Source organism: Clostridium subterminale (assembly GCF_039521425.1).
GTDB classification, from domain to species: Bacteria; Bacillota; Clostridia; order Clostridiales; family Clostridiaceae; genus Clostridium_J; species Clostridium_J subterminale.
Genome location: NZ_BAAACI010000011.1, coordinates 179,535 through 198,882 on the forward strand (window position 1 = coordinate 179,535; position 19,348 = coordinate 198,882).

A 19,348-nucleotide genomic window follows, 5' to 3' on the forward strand; every position below is an offset into this window, starting at 1 on the left:
AATGGATTTATCAAATTTAGTGGCTCCCGTAGTCAGCCTAGGTGGTCTTGGATTAGTATTTGGAGCACTATTAGGATATGCAAGTAATAAATTTAAAGTAGAAGTTGATGAAAGAATCCCTCTAGTAAGAGAATGTCTACCTGGTGCAAACTGTGGTGGATGCGGCTTTGCTGGTTGTGATGCTTATGCCGAAGCTGTAGTTATGGGTACAGCTCCAACTAATAAATGTAGTCCTGGTGGTGCTGAAGCAGTTACAAAAATATCTTCAATTCTTGGAGTTGAAGCATCAACAACTGAACCAATGGTTGCCTTTGTAAGATGTAAAGGTACTCCTGATGTTGCAAGAGAAAAGTATAACTATATTGGAATTTTAGATTGTAATCAAGCTTCTGTAGCTCCAGGTGGTGGTTCTAAAACTTGTGAATTTGGATGTTTAGGTCTTGGTTCTTGTGTAAAGGCTTGTGAATTTGGTGCCCTATCTATAGTTAATGGCGTAGCTTCTATAGACGACGAAAAATGTGTGGCTTGTGGTGCTTGTATATCAGCTTGTCCTAAAACTTTAATTCATCTTGTGCCTAAAAAATCTAAGGTTAGAATAGATTGTAATAATAAAAGTAAAGGTAAAGAAGTTATGGATGCTTGTGACGTAGGCTGTATTGGTTGTGGTATCTGCATGAAAAACTGTCCTAAAGATGCTATTGAGATAATTAATAATATTCCTGTATTTGACTACAATAAGTGCGTTAACTGCGGAATATGCGCAAATAAATGTCCAAAGAACTCTATACTAAATCTTAAAAAACCAGTATTAAAGAAAGAGGCAGTACCAGCTCCTAGTAAAGTAGCTAGTGAGTCTACTTCTTCTCCAGAAAATAATAATGCTACAGTATAATAAAATTTAGTTTTATGTTATAATATAGAAGGCTTCTAGCCTTCTATATTTATTTGGAGGTGATTTCATGCAAGAAGAAGGTATTATAAAGAAAATTAATGGAGATATAGCTACTGTTGCTTTTGTAAAGAAAGGTGGTTGTGGTGGTGGATGTTCCTCTTGTAAATCTGGATGTCCTAAAGATACTATATTAGTAGATTTAAAAAATACAGAACATGCTACTATTGGTGAAAGAGTTTTAGTATCAATGGATAATAAGGTTTTTAGTAATATGACATTTTGGGCCTATGCCTTCCCTACCATTGTTACAGTAATTACTCTTGTAATATGTCTCTACATATTTAATAAGCTTAATTTAGCTAATTCAGAAGTATATTCAGTGCTACTGGCTTTAGTAGCCATGGTAATTTCTTATGTGCTTAGTTCTAAATTAAATAAAAAACAAGATAAGTATTCTTTTAAGATGATTAAAAAGTTTAATTAAATTTTTAAATATTTGATTAAAGTTATATTATTAGAGATATATTAATATTTATAAAATTAATATTATTTAATAATAAATTGTTATAAAATCAAATGTAACCATTAGGAGGTAAAAAAATGAATATAGCATCAATGATTGATCATACTATTTTAAAAGCTGAAACAACCAAGGACCAAGTTATAAAAATTTGCAAAGAAGCAAAAGAGTATAACTTTAAGTCAGTGTGTGTAAATTCATGTTATACTGAGTTGGTATCAAAGGAACTAAGAGACTCTGGAGTGCTTGTTTGCACAGTGGTAGGTTTCCCTCTAGGAGCTATGGATACTAAATCTAAGGCTTTTGAAACAGCTAGAGCTATTGAACTTGGAGCTAATGAAATAGACATGGTTATCAATGTAGGAGCTTTAAAAGATAAAGATTACGATTTTGTAAAAAGCGATATAAAAGAGATTGTTGATACAGCTAAAGGTAAGGCTATAGTTAAAGTTATTTTAGAGACTTGCCTATTAACTGAAGAAGAAAAAATTAAGGCTTGTGAATTATCTCAAGAAGCAGGTGCAGACTTTGTAAAAACCTCAACAGGATTTAGTACAGGTGGAGCAACTCCTGACGATATAGCTCTAATGAGAAAGATTGTGGGCCCTAATATGGGAGTTAAAGCTTCTGGTGGTGTTCGTACTACTGAGGATGCAATGAAGGCTATAAATGCTGGCGCAAATAGAATTGGTGCTAGTGCATCTATATCAATTGTAAACAATTTGTGTAATGTCGATTCTGATTATTAGGATTTATTTCCATTTTATACATTAATTAAAATAGTATTTTATCAATAGATAAACTTCTGTAAATCCCAGAAGTTTATCTATTTTGTTTTTCGACTTTTTTGTTAAGTTCTTGTTAAGTACGTTAACTTTGTTAAAACTTTGTCGTTTTTATTGAAATTAGTCATAAAATGTTTAAAATTAAGATATGATAGAAAATTAAATTAATTCTATCAAATATTTTTATAGGGGGATATAAAAATGAAATTTTTAACAGGACTATTCAAATTTTTACCAATCTTTGTATTGGCAGGTCTAATGATGATGAAGGTCAACGTACTTACGGCAGCTCCAATAGCGACAATAGTTGCTTGCTTTGTAGCCTACATCACAGAAAAAATTAAAATGAATGATCTAATTGATGCTGCTGTAAACAATGTAAAGGAGCTCATACTTGTATTCTTTATATTAATGTTTGCTTATGCAATGGCAAGTGCCTTTATGTCAACAGGAGTTGGTGCTTCTATTGTTAATGTAGCTCTATCTCTTGGGTTGAATGCAAGGACTGTTGCTGTAACCGGTTTCTTAGTAACTTGCGTACTCTCAGTTGCTACCGGAACTTCTTGGGGAACTTTCGCAGCATGTGCACCTATTTTCTTATGGCTTAACCATATAGTTGGAGGAGATATCCTTCTTACTACATCTGCTATCGCTGGTGGTGCTTGTTTTGGTGATAATATTGGTCTTATCTCTGATACAACAGTTGTAAGCTCTGGTATTCAAGATGTAGAGGTTATAGACAGAGTTAGAACTCAAGGTGTTTGGTCTCTTGCTTGTATGATAATCACTGCAATTATTATCTTTGTAGTAAGCCTAGCAATGAAATTACCTACTGATGTAGCTAATGCAAAGTTAGCTATTGATGCTATTCCACCAGAAGCTTGGTCTGCTATCGAGGCTCAAAAACCAGCAGCTGTTGAACTTTTAAATCAAGTTAAAACCGGAGTTCCTGTATACATGGTAATTCCTCTAATACTTGTTATAGTTGCTGCTGTTATGGGTATTCCTACTCTACTTTGCCTATTCTTAGGAATTGGTTCATCATACATCTTTGGTTCCTTTGCAGGAACTGTAGAAAGCTTACCTGCTTTCTTATCTTTAGTTCAAGATGGATTTGGCGAAGCTGGTTCTTGGGTTATTGTAATGATGATGTGGGTTGGTGCCTTCGGTGGTGTAATGGCTAAAATGGATGCTTTTGCCCCACTATCAGCTCTTGTTTTAAAAATATCTGGAAACGTAAGACAACTAATGTTCTGGAATGGTGTTTTATGTTTAGGTGGTAACGCTGCTCTTTCTGATGAAATGGCTCAAATAGTAACTATCGGACCTATCATTAAAGAATTAGTTGATAAAAACGTTGAAGGAAGCCAAGAGGATATGTACAAACTATATCTTAGAAATGCAACCTTTGGTGATGCTCTTGGAGTATTTGGATCTCAATTAATTCCTTGGCACGTATACATTGGTTTCTATGTAGGAATTGCTTCTTCAGTATATCCATTACACAAATTTGTAGCTACAGATATAATTAAATATAACTTTATGGCTTTTGTAGCTGTAGGTTCAATCCTACTACTTACTCTTACTGGATGGGACAGATTTATCCCTAAATTTGGTCTACCAACAGAACCTGCTGTTAGATTAAAAAAGAAACAAAGATATAACACTGATAAGGATGTAATTCTATAATATAAGTAAATATAAAAACATGCTATTAATATTATAAAATATTAATAGCATGTTTTTATATTTACTTTGTTATTTTCTTAACATATATGTAGAAATACCATACGATTCTCTTATTTACAAATACTAAATTGTAAATTTTATTTGTAAAATTAATTATATACTAAATTTTTAGAAATTATTTTTAGTAAACATTTACATAGCGTATAAGTAAATAATTGTATTTTAAGTATTTTTTTCTACCTGTTTCTACTTTTTGATTTATTATTTTTACTAATTAACTTAAAATTTTTAATTTTTTTATAAAAAGTTGTATAATTTATGTATTTTTTATGGAAAACACTTGATATTTTTCTGAAAAGGTTTTAAACTAGTCTATAAGAAAATAGTGGTTAAAAAAATAACTATATTTTCATTTTAATTTATTTATAGGGGGATCTTAAATGAAAATTTTTAAAGGATTTTTAAAATTTGTACCAATCTTTGTATTGGCAGGTCTAATGATGCTTAAAGTTAATGTACTTACGGCAGCACCTATAGCAACAATAGTTGCTTGCCTTGTAGCCTACATCACAGAAAAAATTAAACTGAATGAACTTATCGATGCTTCCATCGATAATGTAAAGGAGCTTATTTTAGTATTCTTTATACTAATGTTTGCCTATGCAATGGCAAATGCATTTATGTCAACTGGAGTTGGTGCTTCTATAGTTAACATAGCATTATCTCTTGGAGTAAATGCAAGAAGCGTTGCTGTATGTGGCTTCTTAGTAACTGGTATACTTTCCGTTGCTACTGGTACCTCTTGGGGAACCTTCGCTGCATGTGCTCCTATCTTCTTATGGCTTAACCACATATTAGGAGGAAATATTCTTCTTACTACAGCTTCAATAGCTGGTGGTGCTTGTTTTGGAGATAACATCGGTCTTATTTCTGATACTACAGTTGTAAGTTCTGGTATTCAAAAGGTTGAGATACTTGAAAGAGTAAAATCTCAAGTTGTTTGGTCTGTCCTTTGTCTTGTTGTGTCTGCAATTATTATTTATGGTATGAGTGTAGCACTGAAACTGCCTACAGAAGCTGCTAATACTGCACTAGCAATTGAGTCTATTCCAGCAGAGGCATGGTCTGCTATTGAAGCTCAAAAGCCTGCAGCTGTTGAACTTTTAAATCAAGTTAAAAATGGAGTACCTGTCTATATGGTAATTCCGCTATTACTTGTTATAGGTGTCGCTGTTACGGGTGTACCTACTCTACTTTGTTTGTTCCTAGGAATTATTTCTTCTTATATCCTTGGTTCCTTTGCAGGAACAGTAGAAAGCCTACCAGTTTTCTTAGAATTAGTTCAAAGTGGATTTAGTGAGGCTGGTTCTTGGGTTATAGTAATGATGATGTGGGTTGGTGCCTTTGGTGGTATCATGGCTAAAATGGATGCCTTTGCTCCACTATCAGCTCTTGTTTTAAAAATATCTAAAAATGTAAAACAGTTAATGTTCTGGAATGGTGTTTTAAGTATAGGTGGTAATGCTGCTCTTTCTGATGAAATGGCTCAAATAGTAACTATTGGACCTATTATTAAAGAATTAGTTGATAAAAATGTTGAAGGAAGCGAAGAAGATCTTTATAAACTTCGTCTTAGAAATGCTACCTTCTCAAGTTCATTAGGTGTTTTTGGATCTCAATTAATCCCTTGGCATGTATACATAGGATTCTATGTAGGAATACTTTCTTCAGTATATCCATTACATACATTTATAGCTACAGATATTATTAAATATAATGTCATGGCTTTTGTAACCGTAATTTCATTACTTCTTCTTACTATTACTGGATGGGATAGATTTATTCCTAAGTTTGGTTTACCAAGAGAACCTAAAGTAAAACTTAAGAAGCAAAAGTCTGAAGCTGATTCTAATAATGAAGTTTGTGCATAATAAACTATAAATTTAATCTCACAATAATTATTTAATTATTGTGAGATTTTTTATATTTTATAGCTATAAAAATTTCAATAGATTCCATAAAATACATATTACATTAAAATACATATTACATTAATAAATATAATCATAAAATCTCTTACATATAATAACATTTATCCTTTTATAATACATATATTGGCAAACAATCCTATGTTTCTACATTAAATTATTTAATTTATGCATTTTTTCTGAAAAATACTTGATATTTTTCAGAAAACGTTTTAAACTAAATTTATAGAAAAACTAGTTAAATAAATAACTATTTTTCTAGTAAATTTTTTATAGGGGGATATAAAAATGAAATCTTTAAAAGCAACCTTTAAGTTTGTACCAATATTTGTATTGGCCGGACTTATGATGATGAAGGTAGACGTGCTTACAGCAGCACCAATTGCAACTATATTTGCATGTATTGTAGCCTACATCACAGAAAAAGTTAAATTCAGTGAACTTATTGACGCAGCAGTCGATAATGTAAAGGAACTTATTTTAGTATTCTTTATACTAATGTTTGCCTATGCAATGGCAAACGCTTTCATGTCAACAGGAGTTGGTGCTTCTATAGTTAATATGGCCCTAACTCTTGGATTAAATGCAAGAACTGTAGCTGTATGTGGCTTCTTAGTAACTTGCATACTGTCAGTTGCTACTGGAACTTCTTGGGGAACATTTGCTGCATGTGCTCCTATTTTCTTATGGCTTAACCATATAGTTGGAGGAAATATTCTTCTTACTACAGCTTCTATAGCTGGTGGTGCTTGCTTTGGTGATAATATCGGTCTTATCTCTGATACAACAGTTGTAAGTTCTGGTATTCAAAAGGTTGAAGTTATTGATAGAATTAGAACTCAAGGGGTTTGGTCAATAGCATGTGCGATTATAACTGCAATTATTATATTCGGTGTTAGTTTATATATGAAACTACCTACAGATGTAGCTAATGCAAAATTAGCTATTGATGCTATTCCACCAGAAGCTTGGTCTGCTATTGAGGCTGAAAAGCCAGCAGCTGTAGAACTTTTAAATCAAGTTAAAAGTGGAGTACCTTTCTATATGGTAATTCCTCTAATACTTGTTATAATTGTTGCTGTTATGGGAGTTCCTACTTTACTTTGCTTATTCTTAGGAATTGCTTCTTCATATATCTTTGGTACATTCGCAGGAACTGTAGAAAGCTTACCTTCTTTCTTAGGTTTAGTTGAAAGCGGATTTGGTGAGGCTGGTTCTTGGGTTATTGTAATGATGATGTGGGTTGGTGCCTTCGGTGGTGTAATGGCTAAAATGGATGCTTTTGCTCCAATATCAGCTCTTGTTCTAAAAATATCTGGAAATGTAAGACAATTAATGTTCTGGAATGGTGTTTTATGCATAGGTGGTAACGCTGCCCTTGCTGATGAGATGGCTCAAATAGTAACTATCGGACCTATCATTAAAGAATTAGTTGATAAAAACGTTGAAGGAAGCAAAGAGGATATGTACAAACTATATCTTAGAAATGCAACCTTTGGTGATGCTCTTGGAGTATTTGGATCTCAATTAATTCCTTGGCACGTATACATTGGTTTCTATGTAGGAATTGCTTCTTCAGTATATCCATTACACAAATTTGTAGCTACAGATATAATTAAATATAACTTTATGGCTTTTGTAGCTGTATTTTCAATCCTACTACTTACTCTAACTGGATTGGATAGACTTATTCCTAAGTTTGGTCTACCAAGTGAACCTGCTGTTAGACTAAAAAAAGGAAACAAAAATATAAACACTGATACAAGTAAAGCTATATAAAACAAACAAAAAGATAACCTTAAATCTTAAGGTTATCTTTTCTATTTGATTCAATTATAAATTTTATATGTTTATAATCATAGGTAATTTATCTCTTATTACTTTCTCATCTCTTCTTCGAATATTTTATCATATTCTGCAACTACTTTATCAAATTCAGCCTCATCTTCAACCATTTCATATGAAGCTGTAGCACCTTCTCCAATTACCTTATATACATAAGCTTCCTCTTCTTCTTCAAGTGGTGCTAAAATGACATAGTGCTCTCCATCTATAGTTAAATCTTCAACTATTTCTAATTCTACTTTTTCCATTGTTTCTGAGTCAGTAAGTGTTATTATATTCATTTCTTCCATTTTCATGTCCTCCTAAATTCTTTCAAATAAATCTTATTTCATTATATAGCATATAAAACTATAAAACAATGCTATATTCAAAATATAAAGCTCAATTGCATTATTATCTTATTTAAATTATTTATTGGTAGACATGTATAAATCATATATATCCCTTGATCTTAAATATAAAATCTAGTATCTGGATCTATGAGATTATCTTTTATTTCTACACCAAATAATCCATTCATTAAAGTAGCACTTTCAATATGATGTGCATCCTGTACATCTCTATTTAAAATTTGTACTTGATCTATAGTACTCTTTTGTGATGGTTTAATTTGATTATTCTTTTTATTTTTCTTTTTAGATTTACTCATGTTAATTTACCTTCCTTTCTTATATAATATAAATTATTTAAGATAAAAAGATGGTTAATCATGTTTTGCATTATACGCAGTTAAAACTTGATTGAACTCTTTACCAGCTCCTATAGAGGCATACTCAACCATACCATTTTCTCTACTTACAACCTTATATGCACAAGCTTCATCTGAATCCTTTGGACCTGCAATTACATATTCATTCTTCCCTACATTAACCACATCAATAAATTCTAATTCTACTATTCTTCCATCTTCCCCTGAAACTTTTATACATTTATTATTGCTCATCTTATAACCTCCAACTATTTTTATAATCTTTACTTAAAAGTTATATTCCCTATTTATAAGATGTGCATAAAACAAAAAATTATTTATGTTTTTTAGTTTATTTTATATTTTTAAGATATCTAGTCTGTCCTTTATACGTTTTTCATATCCCAGTGATGTTGGAATATAATATTTTTTCTTCAGTAATTCCTTTGGCATATATTGCTGTCTAACATAATGATTTTCGTAATCATGAGGATACTTATATTTTGATCCTTCATTTAGAATATTAGAACCACTATAATTGCTACCTCTAAGATGCAATGGAACTCTACCTATATCTTCATTCTCCACATCTTCAAACGCTAAATTAATAGCATTATAAGCAGCATTACTTTTAGGTGCTCCAGCTAAATAAGTAACTGCTTGAGCTAATGGTATTCTAGCTTCAGGCATACCAATAAACTTCACTGCATTTAAAGCAGCATTGGCTATCAAAAGCGCATATGGGTCTGCATTACCTATATCTTCTGATGCTGATATTACAATTCTCCTAGCTATAAATTCAGGATCTTCTCCACTATATAGCATTCTGGCAAGGTAATGCACTGCAGCATCTGGATCACTTCCTCTAATACTCTTTATAAATGCAGATATTATATCATAATGATAATCTCCGCTCTTATCATAACTAACTTGTTTTTTTTGCATGCATTCTTCTACTACATCTTGAGTTATTTGTATTATACCATCTTCATTTTTATTAGTAGTTAATACAGCTAATTCTAAAGCATTTAATGCCCTTCTTCCATCACCACCAGAATTGTCACATATAAACTCTTTCGCTTCATCATATAACTTTATATTAATGCTTCCATAACCTAACTCTTTATTCGTAAGCGCTTTATTTAATAAAGCCACTATATTCCCCCTTGATAATGGCTCCAATTTAAAAATCATAGATCTAGATAAAAGTGCTTTATTAACTTCGAAAAAAGGATTTTCTGTAGTGGCACCGACTAACGTTACTATTCCTTTTTCTACATGAGGTAATAGACTATCCTGTTGGGTCTTATTAAATCTATGTATTTCGTCTATGAAAAGTATAGTTTTCTTTCCACTTATAGAAATTTCTTTTATTGCCTCATCTATTACATTCTTTATATCTTTGATACCTGAAGTCACAGCATTTAACTCTACATAGTTACACTTAGTAGTTTTAGCAATAATTTTTGCTAAACTAGTTTTTCCAACTCCAGGAGGACCATAAAATATTAAGGATGTAATTCTATCCCCTTTAATACTTCTATATAATAATTTGTCCTTAGCTAATATATGTTCTTGCCCTACAAACTCATCTAAATTACTAGGTTTAAGCCTTTGAGCTAAAGGCTCATTGCTATTAAATTCAATCTCTTTATTTTTCTCTTTTGTTTTTTCTAAATCAAATAATGAAATATTATAATCTCTTTCCATTCACATCATCCTTTAATAAATACTTACACCTATTATATCACCTAAATCTAAATTTCACTTGATAATATATAAAATATAACATAAAGCCTTCTAGAATAAAATTTTAAACTCTAGAAGGCTTAGTTATATGTTCTTAAAATTTATTAGCTTTATTAAGGTAATAACCTGTATATTTTATATAGTAATGCAAAATTACCATCAGTTAAAATAAATTTGTAAACACTGTGGCGAATTATTAAAGTAAGTTTTTACTTTTCTTTTCATTGTAATCATCTAAACATTTCTTAACCCCTGCAGATAGCGCTAAAAGAGCAAGTAAATTAGGTAATACCATTAATCCATTAAAAGTATCTGCAAGCTCCCAAACTAAATCAACTTTCATACAAGAACCTAGGAATATAAATATCATAACTAATATTCTATAAGGAGTTGTTCCTTTTTCACCAAATAAAAATTTTATATTAGCTTCTCCAAAGAAATACCATCCTACAATTGTAGAGAAAGCAAAGAAGAATAAAGATACTGAAATAAATATTCCTCCAATCTCTCCTCCCATACCAGTAGCAAATGCCTTTTGAGTTAATATAATTCCTGTTTCTCCACTATCTAAAGCTCCAGTAGTCAATATTACAAGAGCTGTTAAGGTTAATATAATGAAGGTATCAATGAATACCCCCATCATAGCTACTAAACCCTGTTCTGATGGATGATTAACTTTTGCCACTGCATGAGCATGTGGTGTTGAACCCATACCTGCTTCATTTGAAAATAATCCTCTAGCAACACCATATCTAACTGCTTGTTTAATAGTTACTCCTACAACACCTCCAGTTATAGCTTGAGGATTAAATGCTCCAACTATAATCATTTTCAAAGCTGGCAATATGTTTTCATAGTTTATAAATATAATAAACAAACTACCAATAATATACAGCAACGCCATTACTGGAACTATTTTCTCTGTAAAGGATGCTATACGTGAGACTCCTCCTATGAAAATGATACCAGCTAATACAGCAACTACCACACCCACAATTCTAGCATCAATTCCAAAGGACTCACTAAATGCACTTCCTATGGAGTTTGCTTGTACCATATTTCCAATGAAACCGAGAGCAAGTATAATAGTTATTGAGAAAAATATAGACATCACCTTTGCTATTTTTTTGTTTTTTAATCCATTTCTAATGTAATAAGCTGGACCCCCAGTAACTTGTCCATTCACTACAGTCTTGTACTGCTGCGCTAAAGTTGCTTCAGCAAATATGGTCCCCATTCCAAAGAAGGCACTAATCCACATCCAAAAAATTGCTCCAGGCCCACCCATTACAATAGCTGTAGCAGCTCCTGCTAAGTTTCCAGTACCAACTTGCGCAGCTATAGACGTTGCAAGTGCTTGGAATGAAGACATTCCATCTGCCCCTGCTTTTTTACCAAATTTTATTTTTCCAAAAACAAGTTTAAAGCTTTCTCCAAATTTTATAACCTGAACGAACTTTAACTTGAAAGTGAAATAAATTCCAGTTCCACATAGTAAAAAAATTAATGCATAGTCCCAAAGAACTCCATTGATACCCTTAACTATTTCTAGTAAATTATCCATAATATCCTCCCCATGATGTTACAGTTTACTACCTTATGTTCATTATAAGGTTGTTTTGTGAATTTTTCAACAATTTCAAATAACGTTTACATATTTAAATACATAATGATACTATTTGATATTTAAATAGATAAAATTAAAAATATCAAATTATTACATACAAGTTTTCATTATTGTATATTTATTATAAGAATTAACTTATTTCTTCCATATGCATTCTTAAAAATAATAAAGGTGTCAAACATCATTTTCAATTCATTTCTTGAAAATAATACTTGACACCTTATATTGGTGCAGATGGCGGGATTTGAACCCGCACGAGAATTCTCTCACTACCCCCTCAAGATAGCGTGTCTGCCGTTCCACCACATCTGCATAATAAATTATACAATTTTATTATATCATCATCCATTACTGGATTCAACAACTAAAATTAGCTTAATTTGAAGCAATTTAAAAAGTAAAATCCAATTAAATTTATAAATAAATTGAATTTTACTTTTATAATTATTATAATATATGTTTTACTCAGCATTTTCACCTAAATTATATAAATATCTATATATTTTATGATTAAATTTAACCCTTTGAACATAACTTTTAGTTTCCTTAAATGGAATTTTATGAAGGTTTTCTCCATCACTAGAATATTTCTCATCCTCAAGCCACTTAGTAACATTTCCAGGACCACCATTGTAAGCTGCTAATATAAGAATATAATCCCCATTAAAGTCATTACTCAATTTCTTCAAATACCAAGTTCCCATTCTTATATTCATCTCAGGATCTGCAATTATTTCTTCCTTAAAGTTAGTTAACTCTAGTTTTTCTGCAATCCATTTTCCCGTATCTGGCATTATCTGCATCAATCCTATTGCCCCCTTTGATGAACTTGCATCTACTATGAATTTACTCTCAGTATTAATAACTGCTGCTACTAAGTTTGGATCTACATTGTACATCTCACTATATTCAATAATACTTTTTTCATATTCTAGCGGAAAAAAGTTTTTAAGTATAACTTTAAAATTAACAATAATAATTATAGCTATAACTATTATTAATATACTCTTCCTGATCCTTCTATTAGATTTATAAGTCATTTTTCCCCCTAATCAATTTAAGCTTGCTTATAACTTTCATCACTTTAATCCTAGTTTCTTGCAGATTTCCACTATTATCAATGATAAAGTCTGCAAACTTACATTTTTCTTTTGTACTCATTTGATTATTTATTCTTATAATTGCTTCTTCCCTTGAAAAATTATCTCGTCTCGTAACTCTCTCTATTTGTATTTCTTCACTGGCAATAACAACTATTATCTTATCCATGTAAGTATGAAGTTTATTTTCTATTAATGTAGGTGCATCTATGATGCATATTTCTTCTCCTACATCATTATATTTTTTTATTTCACTAAGTATATCATGAAAAATATGAGGCATTATTATATTTTCATATTGGACTTTCCTACTTTTATCAGAAAATATTAAATTTCCCATTTTACGCCTTAGAAATTCTCCATTCTCATCGAAATATTCATCACCAAAAGATTTTCTTATTTCTAATAAAATGTCTGGATGGTTTAAAAGTACTTTTCTAGAAATTTCATCTGCATCAATAACAGGAATACTATTTTCCCTAAAAATCATGCTTATGGTACTCTTTCCACATCCAATGCCTCCTGTTAAACCTATTTTTAATATATTACTTTGCTTCATACCAGGTCTCTCCTATAGAAATATCTACATCTAGGGGAACTTTAAGATCTAGTACATTCTCCATTTCATTTTTAACTATATCCTTTACTGAGTCAAGCTCATCCTTATATACATTAAGTATAAGTTCATCATGAACTTGTAAAATTAATTTACTTTTAAGCTTTTGGGATTTAAGTTTACTGGCAACATTCACCATGGCAATCTTTATAATATCTGCTGCGCTACCTTGAATAGGTGCATTCATAGCTAATCTTTTTCCTAAAGCCTTTACAATTTTATTAGAGGATTTTATTTCCGGAATATATCTTTTCCTATGAAGAAGTGTTGTTACATAAGAGTTTTCTTCTGCTTCTCCAATTACTTTATCCATATATTTTTGTACATTCTCATATCTCTCAAGGTATGTATCAATATACTTCTTAGCCTCGCCTCGCGTTATTCCTAAATCTTGAGCCAAGCTAAAATCACCTATTCCATACACAATTCCAAAGTTAACAGCCTTTGCATTACTTCTCATAGTCTTAGTTACCTCTTCAATTGGCACATTGAATACTTCTGAGGCTGTAGAAGTATGAATATCTAAACTGTTTCTAAAAGCCCTAATCATATTTTCATCTTTAGAAATGTGTGCAAGAACTCTAAGTTCAATTTGTGAATAGTCTGCTGATAAAATTACTGAATCTGCATCATGAGGTATAAAAACCTTTCTTATTGATCTTCCATTCTCATTTTTGATTGGTATATTCTGAAGATTAGGCTCTGTACTAGATAATCTTCCAGTAGTAGTTACAGTTTGAGTAAAATTAGAATGTATCCTTCCATCTTCATCTATTACATTTTTAAGTCCCTCTATATAAGTAGAGTATAGCTTTGTAATTTGTCTAAAATATAAAATTTTATTTATTATCTCATGTTTATCCTTTAAAGCATCTAGCACCTCTGCATTAGTAGAATAACCTGTCTTAGTTTTCTTTATTACTGGTAAGTCCAGTTTTTCAAATAATATTTTTCCAAGCTGCTTAGGAGAATTTATATTAAATTCTTCCCCTGACAAATGGTATATTTCTTTTGTAAGAGTTTCAATTTCTCCACTAAATTTAGTCCCTAGATCTTCCAATCCTTCTCTATTGATATTAAAGCCTTCATATTCCATATAAGATATAACCTTTGTAAGAGGTTGCTCTACTTTAAATAGTAGTTCTTCCATATCTTCTTTATTAATCTCCTCTTTTAAGATTGTATATACTTTCTCAAGAGCCACAATTTCATTGGCTTTAAGAGAGTCTTCATCTCCATCAAAGGTTTTTCCTAACCTTTCTTCATAAAGTGTTTTTATGGAATACTCTGATTTTGATGAATCTAATAAGTAAGCTGCTATTTCCACATCAAAATTTACTAGGTCTAAATCAATACCAAGCTTTAAAAAAGCTGTATATCCATATTTAATACCATGGGTAATCTTTTCAAGATTAGAATCTTGAAAAATTATCTTCATAGCCTTTATAAAGCTTTCCCTGTCTTCTTCAATCAATTTATCACAATAAATTAGATATACCTGACCTTCTGACAATATGCCTATGGTCTTCACCATAATTTCAGCAAAATTACTAGTATCCTCCACATATAACTTTACAAAGATTTTATTCTTTATATTAGGTATAACTTCATTTAAGGCTTTAATTTCATTTATAACTTTAAAATCAACAGCTTCTGATCTTTGACTTTCTGATACTTCAGAATTATCTTGTGAAAGATTTTCAAATTTGCTAAGAAGGGATTTAAATTGTAATCTTAAACACATATCCCTAACTTCACTATTATTAAAATCTCCTTTAGTTCTTAACTGTTCCATAGGTATTTCTACAGGAACTTTAGTAATAATTGTAGCTAATTTCTTACTGAAAATTGCTTGTTCACTATATTCTTGAAGAGATTCTTTAAGTTTCTTACCACTAATATTAGATATATTCATCAGAACATTCTCTATGCTTCCATATTCCTTAATTAACTTAAACGCAGTCTTCTCTCCTACTCCTGGAACTCCTGGAATATTATCCGATTTATCTCCCATAAGACCCTTTACATCTATATATTGAGTTGGTGTCACTCCAAAATCTTCAATAAATCTTTCTTTATTATATATCTCTTTTTCTGTAATTCCTTTTTTATTTATAACTACATTAACATTATCTGTTGCAAGTTGAAGAGCATCTTTATCTCCTGTTACCACAAAGACTTCCATACCCTCATCTTCTGCCAAAACAGATATAGTACCTATTAGATCATCAGCTTCGTATCCTTCTAATTCAAATACACTTATCCCCATCTTGGATAATATTTCTCTTATTATAGGAAATTGCATGGAAAGCTCTGGAGGAGTTTTCTTTCTTCCCGCTTTATAATCTTCATATTCCTTATGTCTAAATGTATTAGATGATTTGTCAAAGGCAGCTACGATATAATCAGGATTTATATCTTCTTTAATTTTAAGAAGCATATTTAAAAATCCATATACCCCATTAGTATAAATCCCTTCTTTTGTTGTTAGTTCTGGTATAGCATAAAACGCTCTATATAATAAGCTATTTCCATCTAAAACAGCTAAGCTTTCTTTATTAATTTTAATCACATCCATTCAAATTATTTAAGCACTTTTATCAAATTCCTTTAATTTTTTCTTATAGTCCTCTATATTATTCTTTACTTTTTAGGACCTAAAGTCAAGTAAAGAAACAGGAATCTTTTAATAAATGATTATATCATTACTTCATCATATTAACAATAAAACTTAATATTTTTAACTGTAACTTTTTATCTATCCATATTATAAATATATTATGAATTTTATTTAATCCAATAAAAATAAATAAACCTTCTAAGTATAGATCTTAATCTGTATTCAGAAGGTTCATATCATATAAAATATATATTTCTAATTACCTATAAATACTTATGTGACAAGCAAACAACATCTGTAAAAAATTTCCATCACATAATTTATAACTTTAAATTTTGATACCTTCATCATAATATTTAAGGCTAAAGCAATAATTAGAAGTGATCCAACACAAGTCATCTCCTCAATAACTATTTCGCTTAGATAAGGTAAAATAAGCTAATCCAATAAAGTTATAGTTCCTAGCATCACTTTTCACCTTTTAAAATATGCTTAAATCTAATTCATGGGATAATTTTTCAAGTATCTTGATTCCACCTATACTATTTCCCTTAGCATCAAGAGCAGGCCCCACAACACCAATTCCCATTCTTCTTGGTACTGCAGCCATTATCCCTCCGCCAACACCACTCTTTGCTGGAATTCCTATATGTACTGCAAACTTCCCAGATGCATCATACATACCGCAAGTAACCATTATGGTTTTAACAATTCTACAAGCCTCTCTAGATATAACTCTTTCATTATTCAAAAGAACTCCATCATTAGCAAGCATAGCTCCTATCCTAGCAATATCCTTACAAGTAATCTCCATAGAGCAAGCCTTAAAGTAAACATCTAAAATTTCCTCAACATCACCTTCTATTATACCATTGCCTTTCATATAATAAGCTAACGCTCTGTTTCTATTTCCTGTTTTCTTTTCACTCTCATACACATTATAATTTACTCCAATATCATCATTTCCGGTTATCTTTCTTGTAAAAGTAAGTATTCTGTTTATTTTATCCTCAGCTGTTTCTCCATTAATTAAAGACACTGTTGCAATAGCTCCTGCATTTATCATGGGATTTAGTGGTTGTTTTTGTTCATGAATTTCCAAGTTAGTTATGGAATTAAAACCTGATTCTGTAGGTTCCATTCCTACTTTAGTGAAAACGTATTCTATACCATTATCTAAAATGGCTAACATTAAAGTTATTACTTTAGACATACTTTGTATGGTGAATTTAGTATCCCAATCACCTGCAAAATATTCTTCACCACCTAAATTTGTAACCCATATACCTAGAGCTTCCGGATTAGCTTTTGCCAGCTCTGGAATATATGAGGCCACTTCACCTTTACTTGTCCATTTTCTACAATCATCAATTATACTATCTAATATCCTCTTCATAATCATGTCTCCCATCTGATTTTACTACTTACATTTTTATTATAGTAATGGAGTATCTATTTTTCAATACATAAGTATTTACTTCTATATTATCCTTATCTATAGTAAAAATACTATTGTAATTCTTAGTACATTGTGGTAAAATACTAAATGTACTAGCCGGTGTGATGGAATTGGCAGACGTGCGGGACTCAAAATCCCGTGGTGGCAACACCGTACCGGTTCGACCCCGGTCACCGGCACCAAATAATTTATAGAATGACTATATTACTAGGTTTTAACGCCTTTTGATATAGTCATTTTTCTTTGTTTGGTACTACTACAATAAAAATCATATTTTCCTCTCTAATTTTGCATATAAAAACACCTACATATATTAAGTAAGTGTCAGTTAGTTATTTGTTTGTCACTCAGTCTTTAATTCAATAAATGAATCCAATATGTTCTTATACATCATATCATATAGCTGAGATACTATTTTTATACTAGCTTTTATTGCTTTAGATTGTGTATGTACTTCTTCTTGATAATTTTCATCTTTAAAAAAATCAATATTACCTTTAATGTCTTTATTACATTGATCTCTTTCATAAATTGTGTTATTCATAGAGACTAATAACTGAAAAGCTTCGCAAATATCATTGAACAAATCTTTATCCATAAAATCATACATTGTAAATATCTTACTCTTCCATTCTTTATCAATATATAAGTTTCTAGGTAAATGATACATTAACCCGGAATCCTTATCTTTATTAGACTGATTAACTCTATTAAATTTTTCCTAACCTTTAAGCTGAAAACATAAATACTCCTTGATCCTTATTAACTCTTTTAAATTATTTTCTTTTTCTTTCTTCTCTTTAATATACTCACTTCTCAACTGAATTAATACGGTCCCAATAATAGTAATTGTTACACCTAAAAATGCACCAATAAATTGTAGATATTGGCTAGCATTTTCCTTGCTTTTAAATATACTTAATGCTAAGTTTCTAAATGCATCAATATTTATAATAAGAATTAGTAAAATTATAATTAATACAGCTACTATTAACAATCGTATAATCATTTTATCATAAATGTTTTCATCTCCCTTTTCCTCTCTACCTACAGTAACACACTTTGTACTAGAACATGATTTTACATCTACACCAGTACTATACCTCTTACTTCTTTTGTTTCTAATTTTATATTTTCTATATTATCTACAGCTTATGATGTTGTACTATTAATATTAGTAGACACTAAAAGTAAGCATTAGCGTGATATATTAAAGTTGTAACACTCGTTCGAATAATCTAGTATAATAAGATTTAAGAAAGTGGTGTTATAAATGGCAAATAAAAAATATGATAAAGAATTCAGAGAAAAATAGCTAGACTAATCTTAGAAGATGGAAGAACTTTATCAAGTATCTCAAAGGAATATAATGTTGCAAAATCAATCATCAATGGATGGACTAAAGCTTTTGAGCAAAAATATATTGAATGCGATGATAAGATATTCCTAGTGTTCATGAAGAGATTAAACGATTGAAGAAACTTACAGCTGATCTTGAAAAGGAAAATACCTTTCTAAAAAAGGTGGCAGCCTTCTTCGCCAAGGAAATAGACCATTAGTTTATAAATTCATTGATTTAAATCAAGTTGAATTTGGTGTTAGACGGTTTCTTAAACGTTTTAAAATCCGTCCTAATGCTTATTATAATTATTTAAAGCAGCGTAAAAACCCCTTTTATGAAAATAAGAAGTTAGTACTGAATAACATTAAGGAAATCTTCCATAGTAAAAATGGAAAGATGGGCTATAGAATGATAAATCTCTTGTTAGA

18 protein-coding genes and 2 tRNA genes are annotated in these 19,348 nt (G+C 30.7%); 7 read left to right on the forward strand and 13 right to left on the reverse strand.

What is annotated here, in order from left to right:
• Position 1 precedes the first annotated feature (1 nt).
• The 6 genes from rnfB to ABDZ93_RS19145 all read left to right on the forward strand — a co-directional run bounded on the left by rnfB (position 2) and on the right by ABDZ93_RS19145 (position 7,653).
• Positions 2-892, forward strand: coding sequence for an RnfABCDGE type electron transport complex subunit B (gene rnfB, locus ABDZ93_RS19120; RefSeq protein WP_343828113.1), 891 nt, complete (start codon positions 2-4; stop codon positions 890-892).
• A gap of 67 nt (positions 893-959) precedes the next feature.
• A complete protein-coding gene (locus tag ABDZ93_RS19125) occupies positions 960-1,376 on the forward strand; it encodes a SoxR reducing system RseC family protein (RefSeq protein WP_343828114.1) in 417 nt (138 codons plus the stop codon).
• A gap of 116 nt (positions 1,377-1,492) precedes the next feature.
• Positions 1,493-2,161 carry a deoxyribose-phosphate aldolase gene (deoC, locus tag ABDZ93_RS19130; RefSeq protein ID WP_343828116.1) on the forward strand — a complete coding sequence of 223 codons (669 nt, stop codon included), beginning with the start codon at positions 1,493-1,495 and terminating at the stop codon, positions 2,159-2,161.
• 237 nt (positions 2,162-2,398) lie between these two features.
• Positions 2,399-3,886: a Na+/H+ antiporter NhaC family protein gene (locus tag ABDZ93_RS19135; protein ID WP_343828117.1), complete on the forward strand. Its 1,488-nt coding sequence runs from the start codon at positions 2,399-2,401 to the stop codon at positions 3,884-3,886.
• A gap of 440 nt (positions 3,887-4,326) precedes the next feature.
• Positions 4,327-5,817 (forward strand): Na+/H+ antiporter NhaC family protein, encoded by a 1,491-nt coding sequence (locus ABDZ93_RS19140; RefSeq protein ID WP_343828118.1) that lies wholly within the window; start codon positions 4,327-4,329, stop codon positions 5,815-5,817.
• A gap of 345 nt (positions 5,818-6,162) precedes the next feature.
• Positions 6,163-7,653: a Na+/H+ antiporter NhaC family protein gene (locus ABDZ93_RS19145; RefSeq protein WP_343828119.1), complete on the forward strand. Its 1,491-nt coding sequence runs from the start codon at positions 6,163-6,165 to the stop codon at positions 7,651-7,653.
• Positions 7,654-7,751: 98 nt separating this feature from the next.
• Here the strand turns inward: ABDZ93_RS19145 and ABDZ93_RS19150 are convergent, their stop codons facing one another.
• From ABDZ93_RS19150 to glsA, 11 genes are all read right to left on the reverse strand, one after another.
• Positions 7,752-8,009, reverse strand: coding sequence for a DUF1292 domain-containing protein (locus ABDZ93_RS19150; protein WP_035133677.1), 258 nt, complete (start codon positions 8,007-8,009; stop codon positions 7,752-7,754).
• A 161-nt stretch (positions 8,010-8,170) separates the two neighbouring features.
• Positions 8,171-8,368 (reverse strand): hypothetical protein, encoded by a 198-nt coding sequence (locus ABDZ93_RS19155; protein ID WP_343828120.1) that lies wholly within the window; start codon positions 8,366-8,368, stop codon positions 8,171-8,173.
• 54 nt (positions 8,369-8,422) lie between these two features.
• Positions 8,423-8,662 carry a DUF1292 domain-containing protein gene (locus tag ABDZ93_RS19160; RefSeq protein ID WP_343828121.1) on the reverse strand — a complete coding sequence of 80 codons (240 nt, stop codon included), beginning with the start codon at positions 8,660-8,662 and terminating at the stop codon, positions 8,423-8,425.
• 102 nt (positions 8,663-8,764) lie between these two features.
• Complete coding sequence (locus ABDZ93_RS19165; protein WP_343828122.1) at positions 8,765-10,117, reverse strand: replication-associated recombination protein A; 1,353 nt, start codon at positions 10,115-10,117, stop codon at positions 8,765-8,767.
• Positions 10,118-10,352: 235 nt separating this feature from the next.
• Positions 10,353-11,720 (reverse strand): alanine/glycine:cation symporter family protein, encoded by a 1,368-nt coding sequence (locus ABDZ93_RS19170; protein ID WP_343828123.1) that lies wholly within the window; start codon positions 11,718-11,720, stop codon positions 10,353-10,355.
• A gap of 289 nt (positions 11,721-12,009) precedes the next feature.
• A tRNA-Leu gene (locus ABDZ93_RS19175) sits at positions 12,010-12,095 on the reverse strand.
• Positions 12,096-12,244: 149 nt separating this feature from the next.
• Positions 12,245-12,823, reverse strand: a complete 579-nt coding sequence (locus ABDZ93_RS19180) for a lytic transglycosylase domain-containing protein (RefSeq protein WP_343828124.1) — start codon at positions 12,821-12,823, stop codon at positions 12,245-12,247.
• Positions 12,813-13,427, reverse strand: a complete 615-nt coding sequence (gene coaE / locus ABDZ93_RS19185) for a dephospho-CoA kinase (RefSeq protein WP_343828156.1) — start codon at positions 13,425-13,427, stop codon at positions 12,813-12,815. Before coaE ends, ABDZ93_RS19180 begins: the two co-directional genes overlap by 11 nt.
• A gap of 1 nt (position 13,428) precedes the next feature.
• Positions 13,429-16,062, reverse strand: coding sequence for a DNA polymerase I (polA, locus tag ABDZ93_RS19190; RefSeq protein ID WP_343828157.1), 2,634 nt, complete (start codon positions 16,060-16,062; stop codon positions 13,429-13,431).
• Positions 16,063-16,392: 330 nt separating this feature from the next.
• Positions 16,393-16,554: a DUF554 family protein gene (locus ABDZ93_RS20165; protein WP_425544807.1), complete on the reverse strand. Its 162-nt coding sequence runs from the start codon at positions 16,552-16,554 to the stop codon at positions 16,393-16,395.
• A 46-nt stretch (positions 16,555-16,600) separates the two neighbouring features.
• Positions 16,601-17,515 carry a glutaminase A gene (gene glsA / locus ABDZ93_RS19195; RefSeq protein WP_343828125.1) on the reverse strand — a complete coding sequence of 305 codons (915 nt, stop codon included), beginning with the start codon at positions 17,513-17,515 and terminating at the stop codon, positions 16,601-16,603.
• 158 nt (positions 17,516-17,673) lie between these two features.
• On the opposite strand from glsA, the gene ABDZ93_RS19200 reads away from it, so the two are divergent.
• A tRNA-Leu gene (locus tag ABDZ93_RS19200) sits at positions 17,674-17,760 on the forward strand.
• A gap of 161 nt (positions 17,761-17,921) precedes the next feature.
• On the opposite strand, the gene ABDZ93_RS19205 is transcribed toward ABDZ93_RS19200, so the two are convergent.
• Both ABDZ93_RS19205 and ABDZ93_RS19210 read right to left on the reverse strand, forming a co-directional pair.
• Entirely contained in the window at positions 17,922-18,176 is a 255-nt protein-coding gene (locus ABDZ93_RS19205) for a hypothetical protein (RefSeq protein ID WP_343828126.1), read from the reverse strand.
• 123 nt (positions 18,177-18,299) lie between these two features.
• A complete protein-coding gene (locus tag ABDZ93_RS19210) occupies positions 18,300-18,587 on the reverse strand; it encodes a hypothetical protein (RefSeq protein ID WP_343828127.1) in 288 nt (95 codons plus the stop codon).
• Between the last annotated feature and the right edge of the window lie 761 nt (positions 18,588-19,348).